Raw genomic sequence first — 22,117 nt, 5'->3', positions numbered from 1 at the left:
ATAACTTATCAATACATCAATGCTGTATAAGATTCTCTCTAAGTTCGTACAGGTTATCAAACAAATTGCTTAGCAGTGTTGCATCTAAAAATTCAGAAGGCAGGGACACACCCAGACAAACAATACCTTTCTGTAACCCTACCCAGGAGAAACTTAGTTTTGATCGGTTGGTATTTAGACTGAGCCAATACTGATACTCTTTCACTGTCTCAGGTCGTAGTCCTAAACTGGTGTGTATGGTTAACAATCCGGAGTCATCCGGGCACTCTAGAAACCACTCACTTCCATCTTTACCGATAATCTGGATCGCTCCTTTCTCCAATGACAAAGGAATCCCCCACAAATAAGCTAACTCATCCAGCACCAACTCAATACCCATATGCTCTCTTTATTTTTGACCAATCCATTTACTATCCCTTTTATAACCCATTATTTTTCTCCGACTCAGTAGCCAACCTTCTTTGTAAGAAGTCATATATTGTCGTTAAGAAGTCATATCAGGAACGAGCTTACAGGGATGTTTTTTCTAATTCCTCCTCTTTAAGTGGCCGATCAAGGTAAGAAGTTCCCTAATCTGAAAATGTAAAAATCGATGCCAAATAGCAGCTATAAATCAGCTGACATAGAATATCCAAAGATCATCAAACCGAAATAGCTCCCTGCCGTCTTTGGTTACTTTTCAAACAGTCGCTTTAATTTCTATTGCAACACTGGCTATAATTCTATAATTTCATGGAACTATTGGTGCTAGATATGTCTACCTTTGTCCAATTGTTTTTTCCGGGCAGGCTGCCTTATGAGGAGCATGTGTGAAGATATTGCTAGTGGAAGATGATCTCTCGCTGGGAGCTATGATTGTTGAATACCTGCGTAGCGAGAACTTTGACGTGGCTCACATAGATAAAGGCCTGTTATTAGACAATACACTTGATACCTTTTCTCCAGACCTGCTAATTCTCGACTTGACACTACCTGATACTGACGGCTTAACTCTCTGTAAAAAAGTGCGCCCTCATTTTCAAGGACCCATTCTCATATTAACTGCTCAGGACGAGGAGTTAACGGAAGTCACCGCTTTAAACTATGGTGCTGACAGCTTTCTGACAAAACCCGTCAGACCTCACCTGTTGCTAGCTCATATTAATGCACAATTACGTCGCTACGAACGACCACGGAATAACGATTCACCGATTGTCATAACGATAGGAGAGTTACACTTATATACTCAAAAACGAGAACTCACATTAGCCGGAAAGCAGGTTCCTCTCAGCAGTAGTGAGTTTGAGCTGCTCTTTCATTTGATGAGCAGACCAGGACAGGTATTGAGTCGTGATGAACTTTTTAGCGCTATTCGCCAACGGGAGTATAACGGCACAGACCGCTCTCTGGACATGCGGATATCAGTGCTAAGACGTAAACTGGAAGATACACGGCCTCCATATAAGTACATAAAAACAGTTCGTTGTAACGGTTACCTTTTCCTTCCTGACAATTCCTGACGAAAGAGTTACCAAATATCCATATATTTTTAATGGATAAATGCTCATAGTTGTGTGATCGCTCAAGAACGGCCGATAAGGGGCTTTCAGACTCCTTCATCTGTCGACTATAGCAGGAGCCTGTATACGCATGTCCTTTATAATTCGCCTCTTTATCGCCTTGGTGATAGGAGTTTCCATCGGAAGTGTAAACGCTGAGTTCTACGGTAATTCTCAGCTCAACAGTTTCGAGCAAGTAGTCAGCCAGGAAGAAAAGCGTAAGGAAAAGCAACGCCTCGCTATCCTCCATTACCTGATTATTGACAGCTGGAAACAAGGATTTCGAAAAGAGCCTTTGAGTACCTACCTTCTGAGGTGGCTACCTAGCTTAGGATCAGGGCTGGGCTACGACCTGCGCACTTTTAATAGCGCAGATCTTGATATTACTCCCAAGCAGCGAATGGAACTTCGTATTCAAGGACGATTGGATTTGTCTGATATGGATGGTTACAACCATAGTTACCTTATGACAACTCCGGTCGATGAGCTGATAGTAGACTATCGAAAAAGACCTGATCAGTTGCTTGAAAGAGAGATTCAGATTCAAACGGAATGGGAGGAAAAAGAAAATATCGTTGCCTTGATACAATTGGCTATTACCGTATCTTTTACAATGGTCGCGGTGATTGCAGTGTTAATCTCGCCAATGAGCTATGTCAGACACCTGCATCAGATCTGTCAGAAACTTGCCCACGGAAATCTCGATGCCAGGGCCGCCGAGCACGGTCCAACCCCCTTGGTCGAGCTGGGAAAGACATTAAATTGCATGTCTTCCAGGCTATCCCATATACGCGAAGATCAGAACTTTATCTACAACGCCATTCCTCATGAACTCCGCACCCCGATTGCCCGATTGAGATTTGCTGCAGATTTATTGGGACCGGAACCAGACCCAAAGAAAGTTAGTCAGTTTTCACAAAGATTAATAAAAGATGTCGATGAACTCGAATTGCTCATTGACCGACTGTTGACCTATAACCGGCTTCAGCACGAGAGTGTATCCGCAAACTTCAGTGTGTCCATGCTGGGATCTCTGATCCAATCTGAAGTCGAGGAGTTCAGGTTATTCCATTCCGACAAGAAAGTTGAATTTCAGATAGAGCCAGATTTACAAGTATATTGTCACCCCCGCTGGATTCAAATTGCACTTCGCAACCTATTGGAAAATGCAGGGCGATACGCAGTCAGCTTAGTAAGGGTGCGCAGCTTTTATCAGGAGCAACAGGTAATCATTTACGTGGAAGATGATGGCCCGGGTATTCCTGCTGCATTCAGAACGGATCTTACTCGGCCATTTAATCGGCTAAACAAAGCAGGGCAAAAGGGTTACGGACTGGGCCTGGCTATTGTTAACAGGGTAATGCTCCGCCATCAGGGAAAATTCAGCATTGAAGACAGCTCTCTTAATGGGACAGCGATGGTTCTGAGCTGGCCACGATTCCCGAACACAGAAGGTCATGCATAAAATGAGTCCCATTAGAGGAGTTATTGGTCACTACTCTCTTCTAGTCGGTATTTTGATGTTATCGCAAGCAGTATTAAGGAGGATGTCATGTCAGACAAAAATATAACAACCCATGAAGAATACGGCAGCTACAGGAATGGACGACATAACTCAGACTTGCGCAAGCTTATAGAGACAATTTCACCACTTCCCATTGATGTGGTTGTGGAAGGAGAAACAGGGTCTGGAAAAGATACTTTAGCCAGGACGATTCATCGCCTTTCGAAGCGAAAGGGAAAATTTATCGCAGTAAATTGTGCTGCTGTACCCGAAACGCTGGCAGAGAGTGAATTTTTTGGAGTCACTGCCGGCGCTTATACCGGCGCCCAACATTCCAGGGCAGGATACATAGAAGCGGCGGACAAGGGCACCCTTTATCTGGATGAAATCGACAGTACTCCCTTAACACTACAGGCTAAATTGCTACGTATGGTAGAAGCAAGAGGCGTCGAACGTCTTGGGTCAACACAATTTATCCCTGTTGACGTCCGTATCATCGTATCAACCAAACCTCCTCTTGAATCCCTGGTTAACGAGGGCAAGTTTCGCCAGGATCTACACTTCAGACTCAGCACAATAACAGCCAAACTCCCTTCGCTTCGTTCACGACCCAAAGAGATCATATCGTTGTTTCGGCAGTTTGTTGCTGAAGCAGCAGAACGGCTGCAATTGATTCCTCCTCATTGTTCCAGCAAACTCTACCAGCAGTTGCTGTCCCATGACTGGCCGGGAAATATAAGAGAACTCAGAGGCGCAGCAGATCGACTGGTCCTGGGACTGCCTCCCCTGCTTGATCAGCCAACACCATCTAAAAATGAAAAATGGTCTTTATCCCATAGCCTTCGCGAATTTGAACGAACACTAATTATAAACGTTCTGGATCGCCACGGCGGATGCCTGGACAGCGCTACCAATGAATTGGAAATTCCTAAGCGAACACTTTATCACCGCATGAAGCTGTTAGGTGTACAAGCCAGGTAGTGCTGCACTATTAGGTCAGCCATTATTTGCCAGAAGGTTATCGACCCTTAACCGAATACGATTAATGTAATCCTGTGTTTGTTTGGGGGCGACCATTTGCAACTGGAGGAGTACATTTTTCGCACTCATGTCAGCTGTCAGACTAAGCTTGTTTTTTACATTACCCATCCCCCAATTGTAGGCAGCAAGCGCCAGATACTCTTTTGCTTTCTGGTTTTCCACAAACTCATAGCGTTTGATTAAATGTTTAAAATAAGCCGTACCCAGATCGATATTCAGTTTTGGATCCAATAGTTCAGTATCAGTTGGAATACGATCACCTCTACCAGACAAACGCATAGCATCCCGTCCTCCGCTCTCAGGTATTAGTTGCATAAGCCCCAATGCGCCACCTGGCGAGATAGCTGTAGAATCGAAGTAGCTCTCCGCATAAACCACGGCTGAAATCAGTTCAGGTTGAAGTCCCCGAATACTTGCATAATAGGAGATGTAGTACTCATACTTTGACATCTCAGATGACTGGCTTGAATTTGCAGTATTCACTTCCTTTGAATTAAGTTTGCCTTCTCTTTGCGGCTCGTAGGACCTTGAATCCAGTACTTTGTAGTAAAACTTACTCGGGCGCACAGTCGTCATTTCAGTTGTTGCCTGTGAACTATCAGATCCAGTGATGGCCTCAAAGGTTATCGAATCGATTGATGAAACGCTGTTACCTATCTCTATAGTATTGTTTTTAAAATCAATGACGTCATTTGCTTGCGGATACCACGCCTTATGATTTAGCCGAACAGTCTCTGTAAAAGTCTGCCAGTCACTTGATTTTTGATACCTGCTCTCGCTCCAGTGATCATCTTCAATAAACGAAGCAGATCCCGAACGGCCCCTAAAACGGTCGCCATCGCGAATACTATCGTATGCCGCAAACGACGTTGCTAAAGCGATAAGTAAAATAGTACCGTTGAGCTGGAAGGAACTATCCTGAAATTTCTCCATAAGCCGGTTGGCTAACAGATCAATGCTTATTGTTTTCATTGAGAGACTCCGTTTCGTCGCAGAAAAGTTGCCGTAAGGATGCCTTCTGTAAATAAGCTCATTGCGTTCTCAGCGGGCTCTAGAAAGGCCAGAGCCAGGAAGACAGCGCTATGCAAGCAAGCTATCCTGCTCCCAGAGAACGTTCTTCAGTACTCTTAGCTGAACTGACCTGAAAAGCTTTTACAGAACTGAAGAGTTTGCTGGTAGCATCCTTAGCACCTCCCTAGTTTCTTTCTTTTCCTTACTAAGCAGGAGTTGTGCCAAGCATCCAAAAAAATATATTCCGTTGAAATATATAGATTAATCGTCATATTGATTGTGAGCTTATATTTGTTTGTGCAATAACTCGCATAAACCAAAACTCTTGTATGCAACTATTTGCACGAAGTAAATCTGTACAAACCCGGAACATTTTTAAAAACCAAAGACTCTCCATATCCGCTCTTCATGTTGATACCCAGCAACCAAAGAACTCATATGACCTCCTTTCTTATTCCTCATGGAAATATCGTCATAACAACTGATAATATAAAGTATCACCACTTAAAACATACATTGATAAAAGCTGATAGCAAATCACCCTGATAAAGTCTCAACCCGGGCTCTCAACGAATGCAGTGAAAAAGTGGAACTATCCTGAACCAAAGACCACCTACGCCAGAGAAATTAAGGCAGGAGGAGGTTCAGTGGGTATAAAGCCAGAGCGGTCCTATTTCTCGTAAGGGTTCAGCGAGTAGATATATCCAACCTCAGAGGAAGTCAGAAAAAATCAGGCTTTAAGGAGGTCAGGACAAAAAATCAGGACGGCACCAGAGGCAACATAACAGTGATTGTCAGACAGGATTGTATTTGGTCTGTAATGTGCCTCACCGAATCTTCGACTGTCTGCAGGGGATATATTGGACTCAATAGTAGGATCTACAACACTATGAATTCAAACACATTAGATCATAAAGACCAGAAATTGCTATCGTTGCTTTCTGATGACGCCCGGTTACCGGTTGCCGTGTTAGCTCGAGAACTACACCTGTCTCGTACTGCTGTTCGCCATCGAATTGAGAAACTCGAACGCCATGGAATTATTACCGGCTATACACTTAAAGTAGGGAACATTAATCCCACTTGCGTACAAGCAATGGCTACTGTGAGCTTATTGTCAGGTTCTTCCAAAGATCTCAAACAACGATTGAAAAATCTTACAGCAACAAAAAAAATCTGGATCGCTGCCGGTCACATTGATGCGTTTGTCCTGTTGGAATCAGCGACAATCAAGGAGTTATATGATGCCATTAATTTTATTGGAACCATGGATATAGTAACGCGAATGAACAGCCATATTATTCTCGATAAACCGATCGATCGATAACTCAACTGTCCTGTTTTCGTTTTATTTATCAGCAAGATACCCAGCCATTTTAACAAAACCTACCCTGTATCATCCCTTCTTCCCAAGACCAAGCCTTATACGGTCAGCCGGTAGTTACTGGCCGGCAGCATCATCACCCAGCTTCATCCCGTTAAAACCAATTCAAGATTTTGTGACAAAGCACGATAAGGCATCAGCCTGCTGATGAAATCAGGAAGAGGTTACGTCCAGTTTATTCTGAAGACCTTGCCAGCTTAATAGCATCATCTCCGGTAATTGCCCTCAGTTTCCAGACAATCTCTTCCGCCAATAATTACTGTAATTAATAAAAAATCAGGATTATATTCTTTAACTAAAAACAGTTTTAGATTAAAAACCTTCCTGTCTAAAACCTAAAAAACAAATCAACAATAGCTATTCCAGAAAATCAGCAAAAATAAGTGGATATGCCAAACTGACAGGTAATAGCTATTTCGACTATGCAGTATAGTCTTTTAGGGCATATACCGGATTTTATAGCCTAACTGGCATATTGATAAGATATCCTGGACTCGATGATAATAGGCACTCTATCAATACTAGCTAAAATGAGACGCTTTTTTAAGGATATGCGACATACCCGTTCGCTGAAATATCTTTTCTTAAAGCTAAGGAACCTATTATCCGGTCCGTTGATATTCATTCAAATGAACAAAGACTAAATCGAAATGACTATCTATAATCAAATCAGTGTATCCAGTTGAAATCCTTGATGTGAGATATCTACAAATCAGCCCGCATAAACAGCAACTTGCAAATGTTACGGCTATCAACGAAAGCTTGGAAAGGGTTCGTCATTCCGGTGCGCTGCCTTTCATGCATCCATTCCATTCTGGAAACCATATTAAATTTGATGGATTTATTCACCGGTTCCTTAAACCTGGTGATGTCAACCTGTTGTTTGTATGGACTTTATTCAACAGATTTTTAGGTCAATAAATCAGAGTACTCATGGACAGAACACAGCTCGATAAACACAAAGATCTTAGAAAAGATACAGATTTACGCCAGCTCATAGATAAAGTATCACCATTACCAATCGATGTAGTCATAGAAGGTGAGACAGGTGTTGGCAAAGATTATCTGGCCAGGACTATACATCGTATCTCTCGTCGTCAAGGTTCATTTGTTGCAGTAAACTGTGCGGCGTTACCAGAGACATTAGCGGAAAGCGAACTGTTTGGCGTCACTGCAGGCGCATATACTGGTGCACAACACTCTCGCGCCGGATATATCGAAACGGCCAATGAAGGAACTCTTTACCTTGATGAAATAGACAGTATGCCAATCAGCTTACAAGCCAAACTATTACGTGTGGTCGAATCAAGAGGGGTTGAAAGGTTAGGCTCAACTGCATTTGTACCGGTGAACGTAAGAATTATTGTTTCAACAAAAACTCCATTGGCAGAGCTGGTCGAAAAAAAGCTGTTTCGTCAAGATCTTCACTTTCGGTTAAGCACCATAACAATACAGTTACCCACATTACGATCTCGTCCAGAGAGTATAGCCCATATGTTTCGCCAATTTGTGGAGGACGCATCCGAACAGCTCCAGCGTAAGGTCCCCGCATACACGCCGGAACTGTACCAACAATTACTGTCTCATAGCTGGCCGGGTAATATTCGCGAACTCAAAGGGGCTGCCAGTCGATTTGTACTGGGAATTTCGCTTATCCCCTATTTATCTGCCAAAAACTTATCTGCCACAAACAGAGTTAGCAACGCTGATAAACGGTCACTGCGTCACAGCATGCATGAACTTGAACGCATACTAATAACAGAAGTCATGCAGCACCATAATGGCCGTTTGGATGAGGTCGCCAGCGAATTGGATATACCCAAGCGAACGCTCTACCACCGTATGAAGCAACTGGGCATACCATCAAAATAACCATTTTGAATGAATTTTTGCGTACTGACCTTCAGATCGCGAATGGCCCTTGGCCGAATACGAGCCGAGGGGAAACAATGACAGGATAGAGACCAGCCATTACAGACATACAAAAATCCAATCTTTGGATGAACTCTCACCGAGGTTAAACCACTCAGGAGAACAGAGTTAACGCCAGAGACTTTTTTATGTCCAGTCATTCAATTCAGGATTCTCATTCAACCCAGATCGGGCGCGGCGCTATTCCCCTGAACGTACCGAATCAAATCAGCCAGACTAACGCTCCCAGTCTCCCGTCATTTACCGACGCATCAGAAGAATTAGCAATGCAATTCAGTAGCAAAGCCGAGCAAGGCAAGTCACTGAAAGAAAGAATAAGTAGTAACAGTAACCGGAGAGTAGAAGAAGCCAAGAAGTGGATGCAATTGCTTGATGGTAGCAGACCACAAGCCATTGATGCACTGTCAAAACGCGCCCAGCAGGAACTGGCACGCGGGGGAGGAACAAAAGCGTTACTCGATATCTGTAATGGGGATCCGGCCCGTGCAGCATTGGTTCTTCAACATGGCCAGAAGCTGGCATCTCAAGAGGGGCGGCCAGACGATAAACAACGAATGGTCGAATGTGAAAAGAATCTAATCAGGGAATACGGCCCTCAAATCAATGGTGGGCTCAATACCGCGAAAGCGTTAATAAAATACACCCAAGACCCATCCCTTTTGCAGCAATTAAGAAACGTTTATTACAAATCAATTATCAAAAAGCGATCTCTATCCAATTTATGTGCAAGCCTGGTAGACCTTCTCGGTGAAGATGGCCTGATGGCGGGTTTACGTACCATGCAACGAGCTCTCGCAGATGATCTCAAATCTGCACAACCTTCCATTAACAGCACCCCTCAATTACAAGCACTTGTCAGTGATTTGGGCATGTCCCAAAAACTTGCCGGAGTCGTGACGGAATCCAGGCATCTACTTGAGCGTATGAGAAAAAAAGTCATGCTCCAACAGATGACTCCTCTTGAATTAACGCGTCGCATCATTGCCATGACAACAAGCCAGCTTTACATAGGAGAACTGAGAAGACTCAATGAAGACACCGTCGGTCAAAAACGACCAGACCGATTACTTTTTATGAATGCTCTACTACCGGTAATTAAACGATTACCCATCGCATTGTGGGCAGACACGAAGCATCGCAGCTCTGCTATTACATCAATGCTTCGTTACATGGATGACGAGACCGCTAAGGAGATACCCAGTCCTGTTAAAAATGCCAGTTTGGGACACCACGGGTCAGCACTATGGAAGTAGTTATTAACTGGACTACCCGAGTAGCGGAATCAGCAGCCAAGCATACCGAAGTTGCCATTGCATTGATGGTTGTCTCCACCGTATTCATGCTGATACTGCCCTTACCCACCGTTCTTGTTGATTCACTGATTGCCGTTAATATTTGTATTTCATCGCTACTCGTCGTTTTGGTCATGTATCTCCCAGGACCACTCGCTTTTTCTACATTTCCAACAATCCTGCTGTTAACCACCCTATTCCGGCTTTCCCTGTCTATTTCAACGACTCGCCTAATTCTGCTTGAACAGGATGCCGGTCACATTGTAGAAGCTTTCGGGAATTTTGTAGTCGGTGGCAATCTTGCGGTCGGATTAGTCATATTTCTCATTATCACCATTGCACAGTTTCTGGTGATTGCAAAAGGCTCAGAACGGGTAGCCGAAGTTTCGGCACGTTTCACCCTGGATGCAATGCCCGGTAAACAGATGTCCATTGACGCTGATTTAAGAGCCGGTGTTATTGATCCACTCACCGCCGTCATGAGACGAGAACTGCTCGGCAAGGAAAGCCAACTCTTCGGTGCGATGGATGGCGCCATGAAGTTCGTTAAAGGTGATGCCATTGCCGGACTGATCATCGTAATTGTCAATCTTCTTGGTGGCATATCCATTGGTGTCTTTCAGCTTGAGATGGACGCTTCAGAGGCTACCCATGTATATTCTGTATTGACCATTGGTGATGGCCTGATCGCGCAAATCCCGGCATTGTTGATCTCAATTACAGCTGGCTTGATGATTACCCGTGTATCCTCAAGCGGGAGTCCGGAAGATGCCAACGTGGGACGAGAAATTAGTGAGCAGCTTCTTAGTCAACCCAAAGCCTGGCTTGTCGCAGCAATTGCAATGCTTGGATTTGCCGTTGTCCCGGGCATGCCAACGGCTGTTTTCATTACCCTCAGTGCTGTCACTGCTGCAATCGGGAGCTTCAGGATATGGCGTTTAAAAACTGACGCGGAAAAAGCAGAAAAAGAGAAAAACGTTGAACATATTGAACCCGAAGATAATGGCGCTGAAGATCTTCGAACCTTTTTACCCTCCCGACCTTACCTTTTACAATTTGATAAAAGTGCTGAAAACCATCCGGAAACTGAAGCATTAATTCAAGATATCAGACGAAAGCGCAACCAATTAGTAGCACAATACGGCTTGACACTACCTTGGTTTTTTATCGAATACAGTGAAAAGCTTGTGAAAGGAGAATTTAGATTTTGCGTCCACGAAGTTCCGCACCTTCGAGTTAGCTATCACCCAAATCATCGGGTTGTTCCAGCACATTCTGTAACCTTATCAGAAGCTGATTCCCAAATTCCAGGAAGAGCAGAATGGGGTGAAGAAGAATGGGTTTGGCTAGCTGAGGCCCAAGCAGACGCTACCAATAAAAACCCGAATAAATTTGATCCCGCTATAGCTCATCCAGAGCCAGCCGCCCCAGCAGATACAGCCGGTGATACAGAAACGGTTAACGAAAATAAAACGGCAATAGAATACATTGTAGAACGATTAGAACGGCTTTTATTTGCCACCGGTCCGCAATTTATAGGTTTACAGGAAACCAAGTTTCTTACGGTATCCATAGAAAAAGATCAGTCAGAACTGGCTCAAGAACTTCAACGGGTCCTGCCCCTTACACGACTGTCAAATGTATTACAGCGCTTGGCATCAGAACGGGTTTCGATTCGGACTTTTCGACCTATAGCGGAAGCACTTATCGAGCATGCACAGCATGAAAGGGATCCGGCCATACTAACAGATTTCGTGCGAATAGCCTTACGGGCACAGATTTGCTACCAGCACGGTGGTGATGAGGGACTCAAAGCCTGGTTATTATCGCCGGAAACAGAAGAGATCTTACGAGATGCCGTCAGAGAAACTCAGAATGGTGCCTTTTTAGCACTTGATACTGATGCCAGTGAATCCCTGATGGCACAACTCCGTTCTGCTTTCAGTGCCTTTGTACAACCCGCCCCGGTCCTTATCGTTGCTCAGGACTTACGACGGTTTTTACGCAGCCTGCTTGAAGAAGACTTTCACCATGTACCGGTATTTTCCTTCTCGGAACTCATGTCGACAACTCAAGTTGAGGTATTAGGACGCATTGAGATGGAACCCCAAACGCCACAGTACCACTTAGATGAAACTGGCTGATTTAGGGGGGCGAAACATGTTTGAACTGAGAGTGCTGACAGGGTTACATCAGAGTGCATCACTACCACTCATTGGCAATCAATGGCTGATCGGTGCCTCTGAAGATTGCGACCTGTCACTCTTCGACCCTGGAGTCAAAAGCACTCATCTGACTCTTTTTCAAGAAGGAGAAAACTGGCTTTTCAAGGATCTGCAGGGATCTGTAAAAGATCGTGACGGGCATCTGCTAGACGAAACCCAGATGGTTGCAACGAATTCCCCTTTCCAGCTGGCCGGAGTGTGGCTCACAATCTGTAGTGCCGAATTAGCCTGGGAGGAGATGCAGGGACAAGAACTGAGTGAAGCTGCTTATGCTTTACCAGCTCGGCCCAGCCACTCTCCAGCCTCCGGTCCTTTTACCCCCCAACCTGAGTCGGCAGAAATACCAACCCTTTACACAACAGCATCACTTACAAAAAGTGATGAAAAAAAACGACGTCCGATGATGCTCGGACTGGCAGCATTAGTCGCGGCAATCGTCACAACCAGTGCCTGGGCACTGAGTGTCGCAAAAGACACTTCACAGCTTCAGAAACTGGAAAAAATAACTAACCCGGGATTGCGGGTTCGAAACTACCTGGAAGGTACAGCTCAGGTCAAAACTGTACTGGATGGAATGCTGCAGCAGCGGGAAATAACAGAGGTTAGTGTCCATATTTCAGGGACCACTGTGAGTTTACAAGGCGAGGTTGATAAGCCCTCAAAAGAGCGTATCCAGCGAATGCTGAGGCGCTTTAATAAGGAACATAACACCTCTACCACCGTCATTGACGCCGTATCCATTAAAACCCATGAGCTGCCCTTTCGTATCGTCCAGATAACATCCGGTTCCATGAGTCACATTGTGACCAGCAAAGGACAGCGGTTGTTTGTTGGAGATGAACTCGATGGGGTTCGTTTACTGAGCATCAGTTCAAATCGTATTGAATTTGGAGGAAAGCAGAATATAGAGGTGACCTGGTGATTACCGAACAACAAGAACGAATTGAACACTGGTACGCCGATCTTAGTCGTGCAATAGATAATTTTCAGCCAGTATCCATTACTGGTGTTGTCAGTGAAGTGCAGGGAACCATGATTGAGTGCTCCCTGCCCTATTCTCGCGTCGGCGATATCTGCAAAATCGCACTGAACGAAAAAGATTATGTTCTGGCGGAAGTCGTCGGCTTTAACAAGACAGCGACCATGGTTGCTGCACTTGGAGGGTTAGAAGGAATTGCCGCAGGGGCAAAAATATACCCTCTCTACCACCCACATCAGATTTGCGTTTCAGATAATCTCTTTGGCCAGGTATTGGATGGGTTCGGCCGCCCCTTGTCCGGTGGCACCGGAGCCTTCACCACTGATCCCACCAATCCCAATGCAGTCCCGGTTATCCGGGATGGAATCCCGCCAACAGAGCGCCCTCGTATTACAGACCCGATTGAGACCGGGGTCAAAGCAATTGATTCAATGATTACCCTTGGAGAGGGACAACGAGTCGGTGTATTTGCCGGGGCCGGTTGTGGAAAAACAACGCTGATAGCAGAACTCGCCAGAGGTGCAGACTGCGACGCCATCGTGTTTGGACTTATAGGAGAGCGAGGGAGAGAACTGAGAGAGTTTTTGGATCATGAACTGGACGATGAACTCAGGAGTAAATCAGTTCTGGTCTGCGCTACATCAGACCGCAGCAGCATGGAGCGAGCCCGAGCAGCATTTACCGCAACAGCCATCGCAGAAGGCTTTAGAGAATCAGGAAAGCGAGTCATCCTGCTAATAGATTCTCTGACTCGGCTGGCACGCGCCCAACGGGAAATAGGCCTTGCCGCCGGAGAGCCCCCCGGACGGGGCGGATTTCCGCCATCGGTTTATACCCTACTCCCACGGCTGATAGAGCGCGCAGGAAGAAGTGAAACCGGAGTGATTACCGCTGTATATACCCTGCTGATCGAACAGGATTCCATGAGCGACCCGATTGCAGATGAAGCGCGGTCATTATTGGACGGACATATCATTCTGGCTCGCAAACTTGCAGAACAAGGCCACTATCCTGCGATAGATGTACAAAGCAGCCTTAGTCGAACGATGGTAAATGTGGTAACCACGGGACACACACAGCTGGCAACACGCTTCCGTCAGCTTTTATCTGCCTATAAAGATGTTGAAATGCTAATCAAGTTAGGGGAATACCAACCCGGTAATGACCCACTCACCGATCAGGCAGTCGCGCTACACCCACACCTGATGCATTTTTTACAACAGGGTCAACGGGACCCAACCGATCTTGAAGATTCATTAAGTCAAATGGCGGAGGTACTCAATTATGAAGCGGCCTAAGCATAGAATAATCGAAATGCCCGAAGTCTGTGATCCCAGTCATGAGAACCTGCGTAAACAGCTGTCGATATTAGCCCCGTTAAGACAGCACCGACTGGATAGATCCGATAGAGAACTACGTAAAGCAAAACAGCAACTAGACAGCACCATTGATCAGGAAAAAATGGCTCAGATGGCCTTAGTCAAGCTGCATCAGGATATCAAAACAGAACGAGAGGAAATTCTTCAGAACAACCTCAAAACTCGAATGAATATTAAAGACCTTCAATCCTGGGCTGCAGCTGAACGTCGTTTAACGAAGCAAGTGGAAAACGAGCAGGAAAAGTGCCTTCAACTGCAACAGCAACGAAATCAGCAGACAACTGAAGTCGAAAGCTCTCGCCACACTCGCAATCGTGCTGATGTAGCCGTTCAGCGACTTGCCTTTATGCAGGATTACGTAGAGTCCCTAACACTATGAGCAATAAAGTATCCAGCAGTCAAGATAGCCAACTAAGCAGGGAACCATCACCCAGGTTGATTGAAAAGGCTTACAAACCCAAAACGGGGGCGGAAGATGATCAGATCGCCCAGAATTCAGCTATCTTCACTGCGACATTCCAGGCACCTCCGCTCAGTGACAAATCAGAATACCCGGCAGGTTTTAAGTTTCAGCTACAACCCGTTCAATGGTCAGAGTTTATCGAAAAGATCATATCAGCCTTACCTCCCATGAATGGCAACCTGACGAAGGTAACACTGTTCATGCCTAAACTGGGGGAAATACTACTGGGAGCCAGATACAGTGCTGACATCGGATGGTCGTTACGACTCGGTGCAAAAACAGCGGAAAGCATCACGGCTCTTAATAAAGCTCGAAATCGATTAACGGACCGGCTTACAGATTCCCTGGGTGATCCGGTCATACTTCACATTGAAACAAAAGGCCAAATCGAAGCCGAACATAATGAAGATGGCTGGGCAGATGATTGAGCTGCGAAGGGTTAGCGCAATCGAGGCAAACGTTCGAAAGCGTCTGGGAGCCGGTCATCGATTAGAATTTAGCGGAAACCCTCAGCCAGGATCAATAACATTTTCGCATCGTCCCTCAAGCAACTTGTTACCCAGGGTCACCCCGCTTTTAAGCTCATCAGGAGCGATCGGAATCAGTGAACCTTCCAAGTTACTGCGGCTACTGACAGATACCCCTTTAATCACACCCGATGGCTGCCCTGATCTTACGGAAGACACACCTGAACTCTACTGGACCCTGGCTTCAAAGCAGTTAGCCCCGGAAATCAGCACTATGCTAGGTGAGTTGATCCCCATCAAACCACAGCACGACGAGGCCAGCCACTCACTGCAGGAGCTCAACAGCGGCATCATTATCGACTGGGAAGTTCAGACAGGGACACTGAGGGCTAACGGTGCTGCTGTTATCCCTGCGACGACCCTCAATAACCTGTTAACCAAAGGTAACTGGAAACCTGTCAGATCCAATTTACCTGACCATTTTGTCGTCAAACTACCACTGCTGCTCGGGCAGCTTTCGTTGCCCTATCAGTCTTGTCAGCAATTACAGCCCGGCGATGTTGTTGTCCCCCAAACGGCTCTGTTTTCCACCACAGGAAAAGGCCTGTTTGAGATCGGAAAGCTGCGCATCATGCTGGATTGGGCCGGTATTGATCACCAAAGTCTTTATAAAGTTACCTCAATAGAGGATGTTACCATGAATGATATTCTGAATGATTACGACATCAACCCAACCGATGAGGATATAGAGTCTCGTTTAGCACGGGAATCTTCAGAATATGACGGCGATTCTTCACAAAACAGCTATGACGAACCTTCTCAACAACAAAGTTACCGGGTCGACGCTGAAGAAAATTCGAGCCATGCAAGGGATAGGCTAAACCATGAAGAAACGCCCGGAGAGGCCAACCAGCTTGGAATGCAAAAAGCTTTTGGTAGCCTGCCTCTCAACCTGACAGTTGAATCCGGACAGCTTTCCCTGACCGTTGCCGACCTGCAAAAACTGGCGGTAGGCTCCCTGCTTACCGTTGCAGGAACCACTCCAGGACAAGCTCTTTTACGCTACGAAGGACAAACGGTTGCCCGTGGTGAATTGGTGGATATCGAAGGTCGACTGGGTCTGCAGATTACCTCAGTAGAGCTAAATTAATGAGTTTTGGTAATGTCGATCCGATGATGTTTGCCCTGTTTCTTGGCGGGCTTGCACTCATTCCAATACTGCTCATGATCACAACGGCATTTCTAAAGATCGCAATGGTTTTAATCATTGCCAGAAACGCAATCGGTGTCCAGCAGGTCCCCCCCAACATGGCAGTTTACGGCATCGCTTTGGCAGCCACTCTTTTTGTTATGGCCCCGGTGTTTAAAGACATGAGTGCTCAGATAAAAGAACAGGCCATTGATTTAAGTTCTTTTGAGAAAGTCCAGGAAAGCTTAACCACCGTTGCTGAACCGTTGACTGAATTCATGTCCTCCAATACTCATGCAGGCATCAGCGATCGCTTTGTAGCCAATGCGAAAAAGCTATGGCCGGAAGAGATGAAAGATGATGCCCTGGCGGACAATCCTCTAATTGCGATTCCGGCATTTGTTATTTCCGAAATGCAGGCGGGGTTTGAAATAGGCTTTTTGATATACATTCCCTTTATTGTTATCGACCTGATCGTAAGCAATATATTACTGGCACTGGGTATGCAGATGGTCGCCCCTATGACCGTATCACTACCATTAAAAATATTACTTTTCGTGATGGTCGATGGTTGGACACGGCTTCTGGACGGACTGATATTCAGCTATATATAGGTGACCTATGCCAGAAGCTCTATCAATATTTCAACAAGCGATGCTACTGGTGGTGGTACTTTCTGCTCCTCCATTGGCTGTAGCAGTTATTGTCGGTGTGGTTATTTCTCTGATTCAGGCACTGATGCAGCTGCAAGATCAAGCTCTCCCGTTCGCCATTAAACTTGTTGCGGTAGGGGCAACCCTTGCCATGACCGGACGCTGGATCGGTGTAGAGTTAATTCAGCTGACAACTCTTGCCTATGAACTCATTCCTCAAGCAGGTCATTAGCAGTGCTACCCAGCACAATTGAATCGTTAACGAGCTGGTTTCTGGCCATCGGAATATCCATGTCCCGCCTGTTGCCTTGTATGATATTGGTCCCGGTATTTAATACTCGCCAATTAAAGGGTGGCTTACGTAACGCTATAGCCATAGCCATTTCCCTGGCCACTCTCCCCTATGTCCAGAGTAGCATCAGTGCTGACCCAATCTCGGGGCTGACAGTTATATTAATCGTGTTAAAAGAAGCGGCCTTAGGCCTGTTTCTAGGCACAATGCTTGCGCTTCCCTTCTGGCTCTTCGAATCGGTAGGCTCTTTATTGGACAATCAACGAGGTGCGTTAACCGGTGGACAACTGAATCCCGGTTTAGGGACCGAATCCATTATCGGAGGTATGTTACAGCAAACAATTATCATGCTGTTGATCGTCACTGGTGGTATTCCCGCTTTGCTCGAGGTTATTTGGACCAGCTATCAACTCTGGCCTCCTACTGCCTGGATACCACTTCCTGCCGTTAATGGTGTCGAAGTATGGCTGGAAGTTATTGCGCAAATGTTCAGACACCTTGTTCTCTATTCTGCACCACTGGTGGGTATGTTGTTATTTATTGATTTTCTATTAGCAATGGTCAGCCTCTACAGCCCGCAGTTGCAGGTATTCATACTAGCCATGCCAGCCAAAAGCATCGTCGGGCTGGCACTGTTGGTTATCTATCTACCGTTCCTGTGGGATGCCGCCGGAGGGGAGCTTAATCAGTATTCAGAACTGGCTAAGACCCTGATCTATCTGCTGGGTTCTAAATGAGTGAAAAAACCGAACAGCCCACACCAAAGAAACTACTGGATGCCAGAAAAAAAGGTCAGGTTGGACAAAGCCCTGACATTCCCAAACTGCTGATTTGCGCCGCTCTCTTTGAAACAGTACTGGCTATGGCCGACTATGGAATGAACTCTCTGCAATCAATGGTTCTGTTTCCGGTGCTGCGAATATCAGTCCCTTTTGAAGATGCATTCGGAGAAGTTCTCAGCAATACCTTTGAGGTATTTTTTATCCTGGCTATTCTCAGTGTCTGTCCGGCAGTGGTCATGAAGCTGATTGGTAGTTGGTTACAGTTTGGTTTTCTTGTTGCACCAGAGGCACTAAAAATTGAATTCTCCAGGCTTAATCCTGTTTCTGCACTCAAGCAGATGTTTGCACCACCTAAGCTGATCGAACTACTCACAAATATTATTAAATCAGGCTTAATTACCCTGGTAATCTTCTTAACAATCAAATCGTCAATATCAACATTATTATTGATTCCAACCGTAGATCTTGATTCCTTTTGGCGTTTATATGCCGGCATTTTTGCGACGATAGAGAGAACCTGCCTGCTAATTCTTCTTGTTCTATCCGCAGCAGACTTTGCCTTAAAGAAGTATTTTCATTTAAAACAACTTCGCATGACCAAAGACGAAGTCAAAAGAGAGTTTAAAGATCAGGAAGGTGATCCGCAGCTAAAAGGTCAGAGAAAATCCATCGCAACTCAGTTGGCGAACGAAACTCCCGCGCCACCGAAACCACTCAAAGATGCAGATGCTGTCGTCGTCAATCCCACCCACTACGCTGTCGCTTTGTATTATCGAACCGAGGATACCCCCTTGCCGCAGATAATCAGATGCGCACAAGATGATGATGCAAAAGCGGTAATCAAAGAAGCCATGGAACTGAGGATTCCGGTAATCCGCTATGTCTGGTTGGCCCGAACACTCTATCGGCAGGAAGAAGGAGACTTTATACCCCGGGAGACGCTTAAACCAGTAGCGGAAATTTATAGAATTATCAGAGAACTGGAGGAAGAAGACTCAGAAGACTTTGCTGACAGCGAAGTTATCGAATTTCCAGAATCATTAGTCTAGCCGCTCTGTAAACCGCAGAAAACTTCATCGGCGTAACCACAGGCTCCTTAAAAACCGGTATGTAAATACAGCGAGGTAAAACCTTATGGTCTCAGATATCAAATCACTTACTACCAGCCCGTTGGCCCCAACAGAGGGAGTCAGCCACTCTCTCACTTCTGGACCTGGTTATAAGCAAGCACAGCAGCCAGCGACTCAACGACCGGGAGTGACACTTGAACATTCAGGAGGAAACCTTTACAACCTTCCCAAACTGGTGCAACAGATAGCCTCTTCTGCAACTGAAAACAGCCCCTTTGATGAAAAGAGTATGAATAATCATGAGAATGAACTAAACAAGATGCTGCAACAGCAGCAAACGTCGGCCCAGGAATTGAGCCAAATATTACGAGAGATGTCCGAAGACCAGAAAAAAAGCTTTGAAGCTAATCTTCAATCTTCCAGTGAAGTCATGAATAATATGAAGTTTCGGTAAACAAGGATTAAGCTCATACAGGAGAACCATGAGCTTAAGTTTCAACTAGACAAGTCATGTACAAAATGATCGGCGATACGACATCTTGCCTGCAAGCTGTTAGGTTCCCCAGAACAGTGATCAACACCCACCAGAAGACACCACCAGGTTTAGAGTAATTGCTGACCCTGCTGAACTCCATGCCCATTCCATGGTTTCTTTACTGACTTTTTTCAACAATAGAAAGGACAACAAAATAAACGGCAGTTTTCCACTATATGCATTTTTCTTGATATGCTCTTTTACTTATACGCAACGGCAACCTGCCCTTAGGGCGTTTAGTGCAAAAATCGGACGGGGCACATTATCTATCGGGTATTGCATAAGAAACCCTGAAAGGCTCATTGCGCCCCATTTCCTTTAAAATCAGGTTAGTATAGTGACTTACCGGGCCGGGGCAGTCATCTGCATAATCTGGATCAGGGTCCCCTAATCCAGTCAATGCATGAACCACTTCATGTATAACACCACGCTCCAAAGACATATCGCGCATTCCTTGCGTCGACAGGTAAGCATGATTTTTTACCCAGCTTTTATCTCCGGGAAGACGCACTGTTTTTTCCGCCAGATTTGCAGATGGTGAAAAGACCCCTTCGGATGTGATACTGATTTTGGGATTATCTTCACGACTGAATGCATGATTAGTAAGTCGCCTACAGGTAGCACTTTGTGTATAGGCCTCCTCAATTACCGCTTTCGGATTATAGTTATAGGCACCGGAAATGGTCACATTTTTATCGAAAACAGAACTGAAATCAGTCCGAATCGCATCATCTGATGCTAGTTTGTCGTGAGCCTTGACAAGGTCTTCCGTTTCTTTATGGAGCTTATAGCTACCATGAGCTTCAGTTCGATAATAAGGAGGCGGAGCCTGCTCTGTATTGGAACCCGAAACAGCTTCTTCATAGGATGGAGGCGGACTTTCATGGCGCATATGTTCATTATTGATATGTCCACCCTGTCTGTCTGGAAATACCTGAACACTGCCTAAAGGATGTCTGATCACTACCTTCATTCCTACATTACTGATGTGAGACCGGGTCAATACCCGAAGACCTATACAAGGCCAGGTTTGTTAGCGAGTATTCATACTTATCGCTGTGGTGTTTCAGGTGCCAGGAGTTGCAGCTTACCGACTTGGATACTATCCTCAGCGCCATTAAGACCAAGCGGAATCTTAGCGCCGCTCCCTCCTTTTTGAGCCAGCATATCAGCCAGAGTTGGATCCATAGCACTGGTCAGACTCATATGAGTGGGCTCGTTCAAGCCAATATGGAGAACTTTTCCATCTATTCCTTTATACGACAAGGCTTTGGAAAATTCAGAACTGCTCGATGAATCGCGCAAGATGGCAGTAAAACTTTGAATATTGTCAGATTTGTTCAAAAATGTTTCCGCCCCCTTTCGTTCTTCTCCGGGTTGGAACTTAAATGTCAACTGACTGGCCAGCTTGTTTAGATTGTCGTCTATCTTGCCAACAGAGGTGAAGGCTGGTGGTCTGGGAACGTTGTTAGCAGCCTGCATCTCTGCCTGTGTCGCATAGTGGTTCTGTGCAGCATGATTAAAATTTACCGGCATTAGGACTATCTCCAATGGTATAAGTCAGTGATCTGTAAAACAGTTCGTATTAAGTCGTTGGTTATCTTTACCAGTTCCACCGCAGTCGTTATTTTTAGGAGGGAATGACTCTAAGCAACCTATGAACAGACCCGTTCAGCCTTTGGCTTTCAGAGTAATTAAAGGTCAAGGCAACGATTGCAGACACACTGTTTCGCAGGGGATTTTTTGATTGAATCGAAAGGTAGCAGGCCAGGTTTTAACCTAGGAGCACAATCGACTGAGTCGTTGCATTGATAATGAAATAGAAACGCTATACTGACCATTTTCGTCATTAAGAATTAATTCATCTTCATTAACACTTTGATTAGTCTCAACTTTCCAGTAACCGATAGATTTATTTTTTAATTCTTCAATAACTATCGATTCTCGGCTTGGGTGTACCCTTAAAACACCAGGTTTCTTTTCACGCACTTCGCTGGCCAACTGGTGTACAAGAGCCCCCACCTTGTCTGGTTCAGACAAATGTCCAAAAATTTTCTTCAGCGATTGCATTACCAAATCACTAGCCATGGGTTCTATGGCATTGCATAGCCTGCTGTGGTCCTCTTCCCATTTTGCCAGCAGTTCATTAGCTTGCTCCCAAACACCTTCTTGTGCCTTACTGCGGGCCGATTCTGATATCGAATCACACTGCAACCTCGCTTCGCTCATAGCATTCATAAACTCTTTTTCAGCAAGACGAAGTAACTCCTTGGCTGAAGCAGAATCTTGCAGCCATGTCTGCTTTATCAGCGGCTCATTAACGATATTAGTATCGGGAGAGAGTTCCAGTTTTTTAGCTATAAAACCCATTGTATTTAACG

The 22,117-nt window shown here is 45.4% G+C and carries 23 protein-coding genes; 18 read left to right on the top strand and 5 right to left on the bottom strand.

The window, feature by feature from the left end; genetic code table 11:
- Positions 1 to 16: 16 nt before the first annotated feature.
- The gene (locus tag BGP75_RS24490) at positions 17 to 379 is read right to left on the bottom strand and encodes a type III secretion system chaperone (protein ID WP_076721532.1); all 363 of its coding nucleotides are present in this window, start codon (positions 377 to 379) and stop codon (positions 17 to 19) included.
- Between the two features lie 430 nt (positions 380 to 809).
- On the opposite strand from BGP75_RS24490, the gene BGP75_RS24485 reads away from it, so the two are divergent.
- The 3 genes from BGP75_RS24485 (at position 810) to BGP75_RS24475 (ending at position 4,023) form a co-directional block, all read left to right on the top strand.
- Positions 810 to 1,499, top strand: coding sequence for a response regulator transcription factor (locus BGP75_RS24485; protein WP_076721531.1), 690 nt, complete (start codon positions 810 to 812; stop codon positions 1,497 to 1,499).
- 130 nt (positions 1,500 to 1,629) lie between these two features.
- Positions 1,630 to 3,003 (top strand): ATP-binding protein, encoded by a 1,374-nt coding sequence (locus BGP75_RS24480; protein ID WP_076721530.1) that lies wholly within the window; start codon positions 1,630 to 1,632, stop codon positions 3,001 to 3,003.
- 87 nt (positions 3,004 to 3,090) lie between these two features.
- Positions 3,091 to 4,023 carry a sigma 54-interacting transcriptional regulator gene (locus BGP75_RS24475; RefSeq protein ID WP_083705036.1) on the top strand — a complete coding sequence of 311 codons (933 nt, stop codon included), beginning with the start codon at positions 3,091 to 3,093 and terminating at the stop codon, positions 4,021 to 4,023.
- Positions 4,024 to 4,038: 15 nt separating this feature from the next.
- Here the strand turns inward: BGP75_RS24475 and BGP75_RS24470 are convergent, their stop codons facing one another.
- Complete coding sequence (locus BGP75_RS24470; RefSeq protein ID WP_076721528.1) at positions 4,039 to 5,055, bottom strand: transglycosylase SLT domain-containing protein; 1,017 nt, start codon at positions 5,053 to 5,055, stop codon at positions 4,039 to 4,041.
- Positions 5,056 to 5,983: 928 nt separating this feature from the next.
- Between BGP75_RS24470 and BGP75_RS24465 the strand changes: the two genes are divergently transcribed.
- The 15 genes from BGP75_RS24465 (at position 5,984) to BGP75_RS24395 (ending at position 19,655) form a co-directional block, all read left to right on the top strand.
- Positions 5,984 to 6,421: an Lrp/AsnC family transcriptional regulator gene (locus tag BGP75_RS24465; protein WP_076721527.1), complete on the top strand. Its 438-nt coding sequence runs from the start codon at positions 5,984 to 5,986 to the stop codon at positions 6,419 to 6,421.
- Positions 6,422 to 6,606: 185 nt separating this feature from the next.
- Positions 6,607 to 6,747 (top strand): hexameric tyrosine-coordinated heme protein, encoded by a 141-nt coding sequence (locus BGP75_RS27855; protein WP_083705078.1) that lies wholly within the window; start codon positions 6,607 to 6,609, stop codon positions 6,745 to 6,747.
- 664 nt (positions 6,748 to 7,411) lie between these two features.
- Complete coding sequence (locus tag BGP75_RS24455; RefSeq protein ID WP_083705034.1) at positions 7,412 to 8,350, top strand: sigma 54-interacting transcriptional regulator; 939 nt, start codon at positions 7,412 to 7,414, stop codon at positions 8,348 to 8,350.
- A 188-nt stretch (positions 8,351 to 8,538) separates the two neighbouring features.
- On the top strand, positions 8,539 to 9,663 hold the full coding sequence (gene sctW / locus BGP75_RS24450) for a type III secretion system gatekeeper subunit SctW (protein WP_076721526.1): 1,125 nt from the start codon (positions 8,539 to 8,541) through the stop codon (positions 9,661 to 9,663).
- On the top strand, positions 9,654 to 11,846 hold the full coding sequence (gene sctV / locus BGP75_RS24445; RefSeq protein ID WP_076721525.1) for a type III secretion system export apparatus subunit SctV: 2,193 nt from the start codon (positions 9,654 to 9,656) through the stop codon (positions 11,844 to 11,846). Before sctW ends, sctV begins: the two co-directional genes overlap by 10 nt.
- 16 nt (positions 11,847 to 11,862) lie before the next feature.
- A complete protein-coding gene (locus tag BGP75_RS24440) occupies positions 11,863 to 12,849 on the top strand; it encodes an FHA domain-containing protein (RefSeq protein ID WP_158070172.1) in 987 nt (328 codons plus the stop codon).
- Positions 12,846 to 14,204: a FliI/YscN family ATPase gene (locus BGP75_RS24435; RefSeq protein ID WP_304441986.1), complete on the top strand. Its 1,359-nt coding sequence runs from the start codon at positions 12,846 to 12,848 to the stop codon at positions 14,202 to 14,204. Before BGP75_RS24440 ends, BGP75_RS24435 begins: the two co-directional genes overlap by 4 nt.
- Positions 14,191 to 14,664 carry a hypothetical protein gene (locus BGP75_RS24430; RefSeq protein ID WP_076721522.1) on the top strand — a complete coding sequence of 158 codons (474 nt, stop codon included), beginning with the start codon at positions 14,191 to 14,193 and terminating at the stop codon, positions 14,662 to 14,664. The genes BGP75_RS24435 and BGP75_RS24430 overlap by 14 nt, the downstream gene beginning before the upstream one ends.
- Positions 14,661 to 15,176: a type III secretion system HrpP C-terminal domain-containing protein gene (locus BGP75_RS24425; RefSeq protein WP_076721521.1), complete on the top strand. Its 516-nt coding sequence runs from the start codon at positions 14,661 to 14,663 to the stop codon at positions 15,174 to 15,176. Before BGP75_RS24430 ends, BGP75_RS24425 begins: the two co-directional genes overlap by 4 nt.
- Positions 15,169 to 16,365, top strand: coding sequence for a FliM/FliN family flagellar motor switch protein (locus BGP75_RS24420; RefSeq protein WP_158070171.1), 1,197 nt, complete (start codon positions 15,169 to 15,171; stop codon positions 16,363 to 16,365). Before BGP75_RS24425 ends, BGP75_RS24420 begins: the two co-directional genes overlap by 8 nt.
- Positions 16,365 to 17,018: a type III secretion system export apparatus subunit SctR gene (sctR, locus tag BGP75_RS24415; RefSeq protein WP_076721519.1), complete on the top strand. Its 654-nt coding sequence runs from the start codon at positions 16,365 to 16,367 to the stop codon at positions 17,016 to 17,018. Before BGP75_RS24420 ends, sctR begins: the two co-directional genes overlap by 1 nt.
- A 7-nt stretch (positions 17,019 to 17,025) precedes the next feature.
- A complete protein-coding gene (gene sctS / locus BGP75_RS24410; RefSeq protein ID WP_076721518.1) occupies positions 17,026 to 17,289 on the top strand; it encodes a type III secretion system export apparatus subunit SctS in 264 nt (87 codons plus the stop codon).
- 2 nt (positions 17,290 to 17,291) lie between these two features.
- Positions 17,292 to 18,086 (top strand): type III secretion system export apparatus subunit SctT, encoded by a 795-nt coding sequence (gene sctT, locus BGP75_RS24405; RefSeq protein WP_143821175.1) that lies wholly within the window; start codon positions 17,292 to 17,294, stop codon positions 18,084 to 18,086.
- Positions 18,083 to 19,180 carry a type III secretion system export apparatus subunit SctU gene (sctU, locus tag BGP75_RS24400; protein WP_076721517.1) on the top strand — a complete coding sequence of 366 codons (1,098 nt, stop codon included), beginning with the start codon at positions 18,083 to 18,085 and terminating at the stop codon, positions 19,178 to 19,180. The genes sctT and sctU overlap by 4 nt, the downstream gene beginning before the upstream one ends.
- An 85-nt stretch (positions 19,181 to 19,265) precedes the next feature.
- Entirely contained in the window at positions 19,266 to 19,655 is a 390-nt protein-coding gene (locus BGP75_RS24395; protein WP_076721516.1) for a hypothetical protein, read from the top strand.
- A gap of 343 nt (positions 19,656 to 19,998) precedes the next feature.
- Here the strand turns inward: BGP75_RS24395 and BGP75_RS24390 are convergent, their stop codons facing one another.
- The 3 genes from BGP75_RS24390 to sctL all read right to left on the bottom strand — a co-directional run bounded on the left by BGP75_RS24390 (position 19,999) and on the right by sctL (position 22,106).
- Positions 19,999 to 20,709, bottom strand: coding sequence for a PipA/GogA/GtgA family type III secretion system effector (locus tag BGP75_RS24390; protein ID WP_083705033.1), 711 nt, complete (start codon positions 20,707 to 20,709; stop codon positions 19,999 to 20,001).
- A gap of 77 nt (positions 20,710 to 20,786) precedes the next feature.
- Positions 20,787 to 21,272 carry a hypothetical protein gene (locus BGP75_RS24385; RefSeq protein WP_076721514.1) on the bottom strand — a complete coding sequence of 162 codons (486 nt, stop codon included), beginning with the start codon at positions 21,270 to 21,272 and terminating at the stop codon, positions 20,787 to 20,789.
- 243 nt (positions 21,273 to 21,515) lie between these two features.
- A complete protein-coding gene (gene sctL, locus BGP75_RS24380; protein ID WP_076721513.1) occupies positions 21,516 to 22,106 on the bottom strand; it encodes a type III secretion system stator protein SctL in 591 nt (196 codons plus the stop codon).
- Positions 22,107 to 22,117: the final 11 nt, after the last annotated feature.

Origin of the sequence: Motiliproteus sp. MSK22-1 (assembly GCF_001968815.1) — a bacterium.
In the GTDB taxonomy this organism is placed as follows: Bacteria; Pseudomonadota; Gammaproteobacteria; order Pseudomonadales; family Balneatricaceae; genus Motiliproteus.
This window is presented reverse-complemented; position numbering and strand designations above follow the sequence as displayed.

Bases quoted from the DNA above. Each gene is read 5' to 3' on its own strand.
- sctW (WP_076721526.1), top strand. From the start codon at position 8,539: ATGTCCAGTCATTCAATTCAGGATTCTCATTCAACCCAGATCGGGCGC.
- BGP75_RS24425 (WP_076721521.1), top strand. From the start codon at position 14,661: ATGAGCAATAAAGTATCCAGCAGTCAAGATAGCCAACTAAGCAGGGAA.
- BGP75_RS24465 (WP_076721527.1), top strand. From the start codon at position 5,984: ATGAATTCAAACACATTAGATCATAAAGACCAGAAATTGCTATCGTTG.
- sctL (WP_076721513.1), bottom strand. From the start codon at position 22,106: ATGGGTTTTATAGCTAAAAAACTGGAACTCTCTCCCGATACTAATATC.
- sctS (WP_076721518.1), top strand. From the start codon at position 17,026: ATGCCAGAAGCTCTATCAATATTTCAACAAGCGATGCTACTGGTGGTG.
- BGP75_RS24385 (WP_076721514.1), bottom strand. From the start codon at position 21,272: ATGCCGGTAAATTTTAATCATGCTGCACAGAACCACTATGCGACACAG.
- sctR (WP_076721519.1), top strand. From the start codon at position 16,365: ATGAGTTTTGGTAATGTCGATCCGATGATGTTTGCCCTGTTTCTTGGC.
- sctU (WP_076721517.1), top strand. From the start codon at position 18,083: ATGAGTGAAAAAACCGAACAGCCCACACCAAAGAAACTACTGGATGCC.
- BGP75_RS24430 (WP_076721522.1), top strand. From the start codon at position 14,191: ATGAAGCGGCCTAAGCATAGAATAATCGAAATGCCCGAAGTCTGTGAT.
- BGP75_RS24420 (WP_158070171.1), top strand. From the start codon at position 15,169: ATGATTGAGCTGCGAAGGGTTAGCGCAATCGAGGCAAACGTTCGAAAG.
- BGP75_RS24470 (WP_076721528.1), bottom strand. From the start codon at position 5,055: ATGAAAACAATAAGCATTGATCTGTTAGCCAACCGGCTTATGGAGAAA.
- BGP75_RS24395 (WP_076721516.1), top strand. From the start codon at position 19,266: ATGGTCTCAGATATCAAATCACTTACTACCAGCCCGTTGGCCCCAACA.
- BGP75_RS24455 (WP_083705034.1), top strand. From the start codon at position 7,412: ATGGACAGAACACAGCTCGATAAACACAAAGATCTTAGAAAAGATACA.
- BGP75_RS24475 (WP_083705036.1), top strand. From the start codon at position 3,091: ATGTCAGACAAAAATATAACAACCCATGAAGAATACGGCAGCTACAGG.
- sctV (WP_076721525.1), top strand. From the start codon at position 9,654: ATGGAAGTAGTTATTAACTGGACTACCCGAGTAGCGGAATCAGCAGCC.
- BGP75_RS24480 (WP_076721530.1), top strand. From the start codon at position 1,630: ATGTCCTTTATAATTCGCCTCTTTATCGCCTTGGTGATAGGAGTTTCC.
- BGP75_RS24490 (WP_076721532.1), bottom strand. From the start codon at position 379: ATGGGTATTGAGTTGGTGCTGGATGAGTTAGCTTATTTGTGGGGGATT.
- BGP75_RS24440 (WP_158070172.1), top strand. From the start codon at position 11,863: ATGTTTGAACTGAGAGTGCTGACAGGGTTACATCAGAGTGCATCACTA.
- BGP75_RS24390 (WP_083705033.1), bottom strand. From the start codon at position 20,709: ATGAAGGTAGTGATCAGACATCCTTTAGGCAGTGTTCAGGTATTTCCA.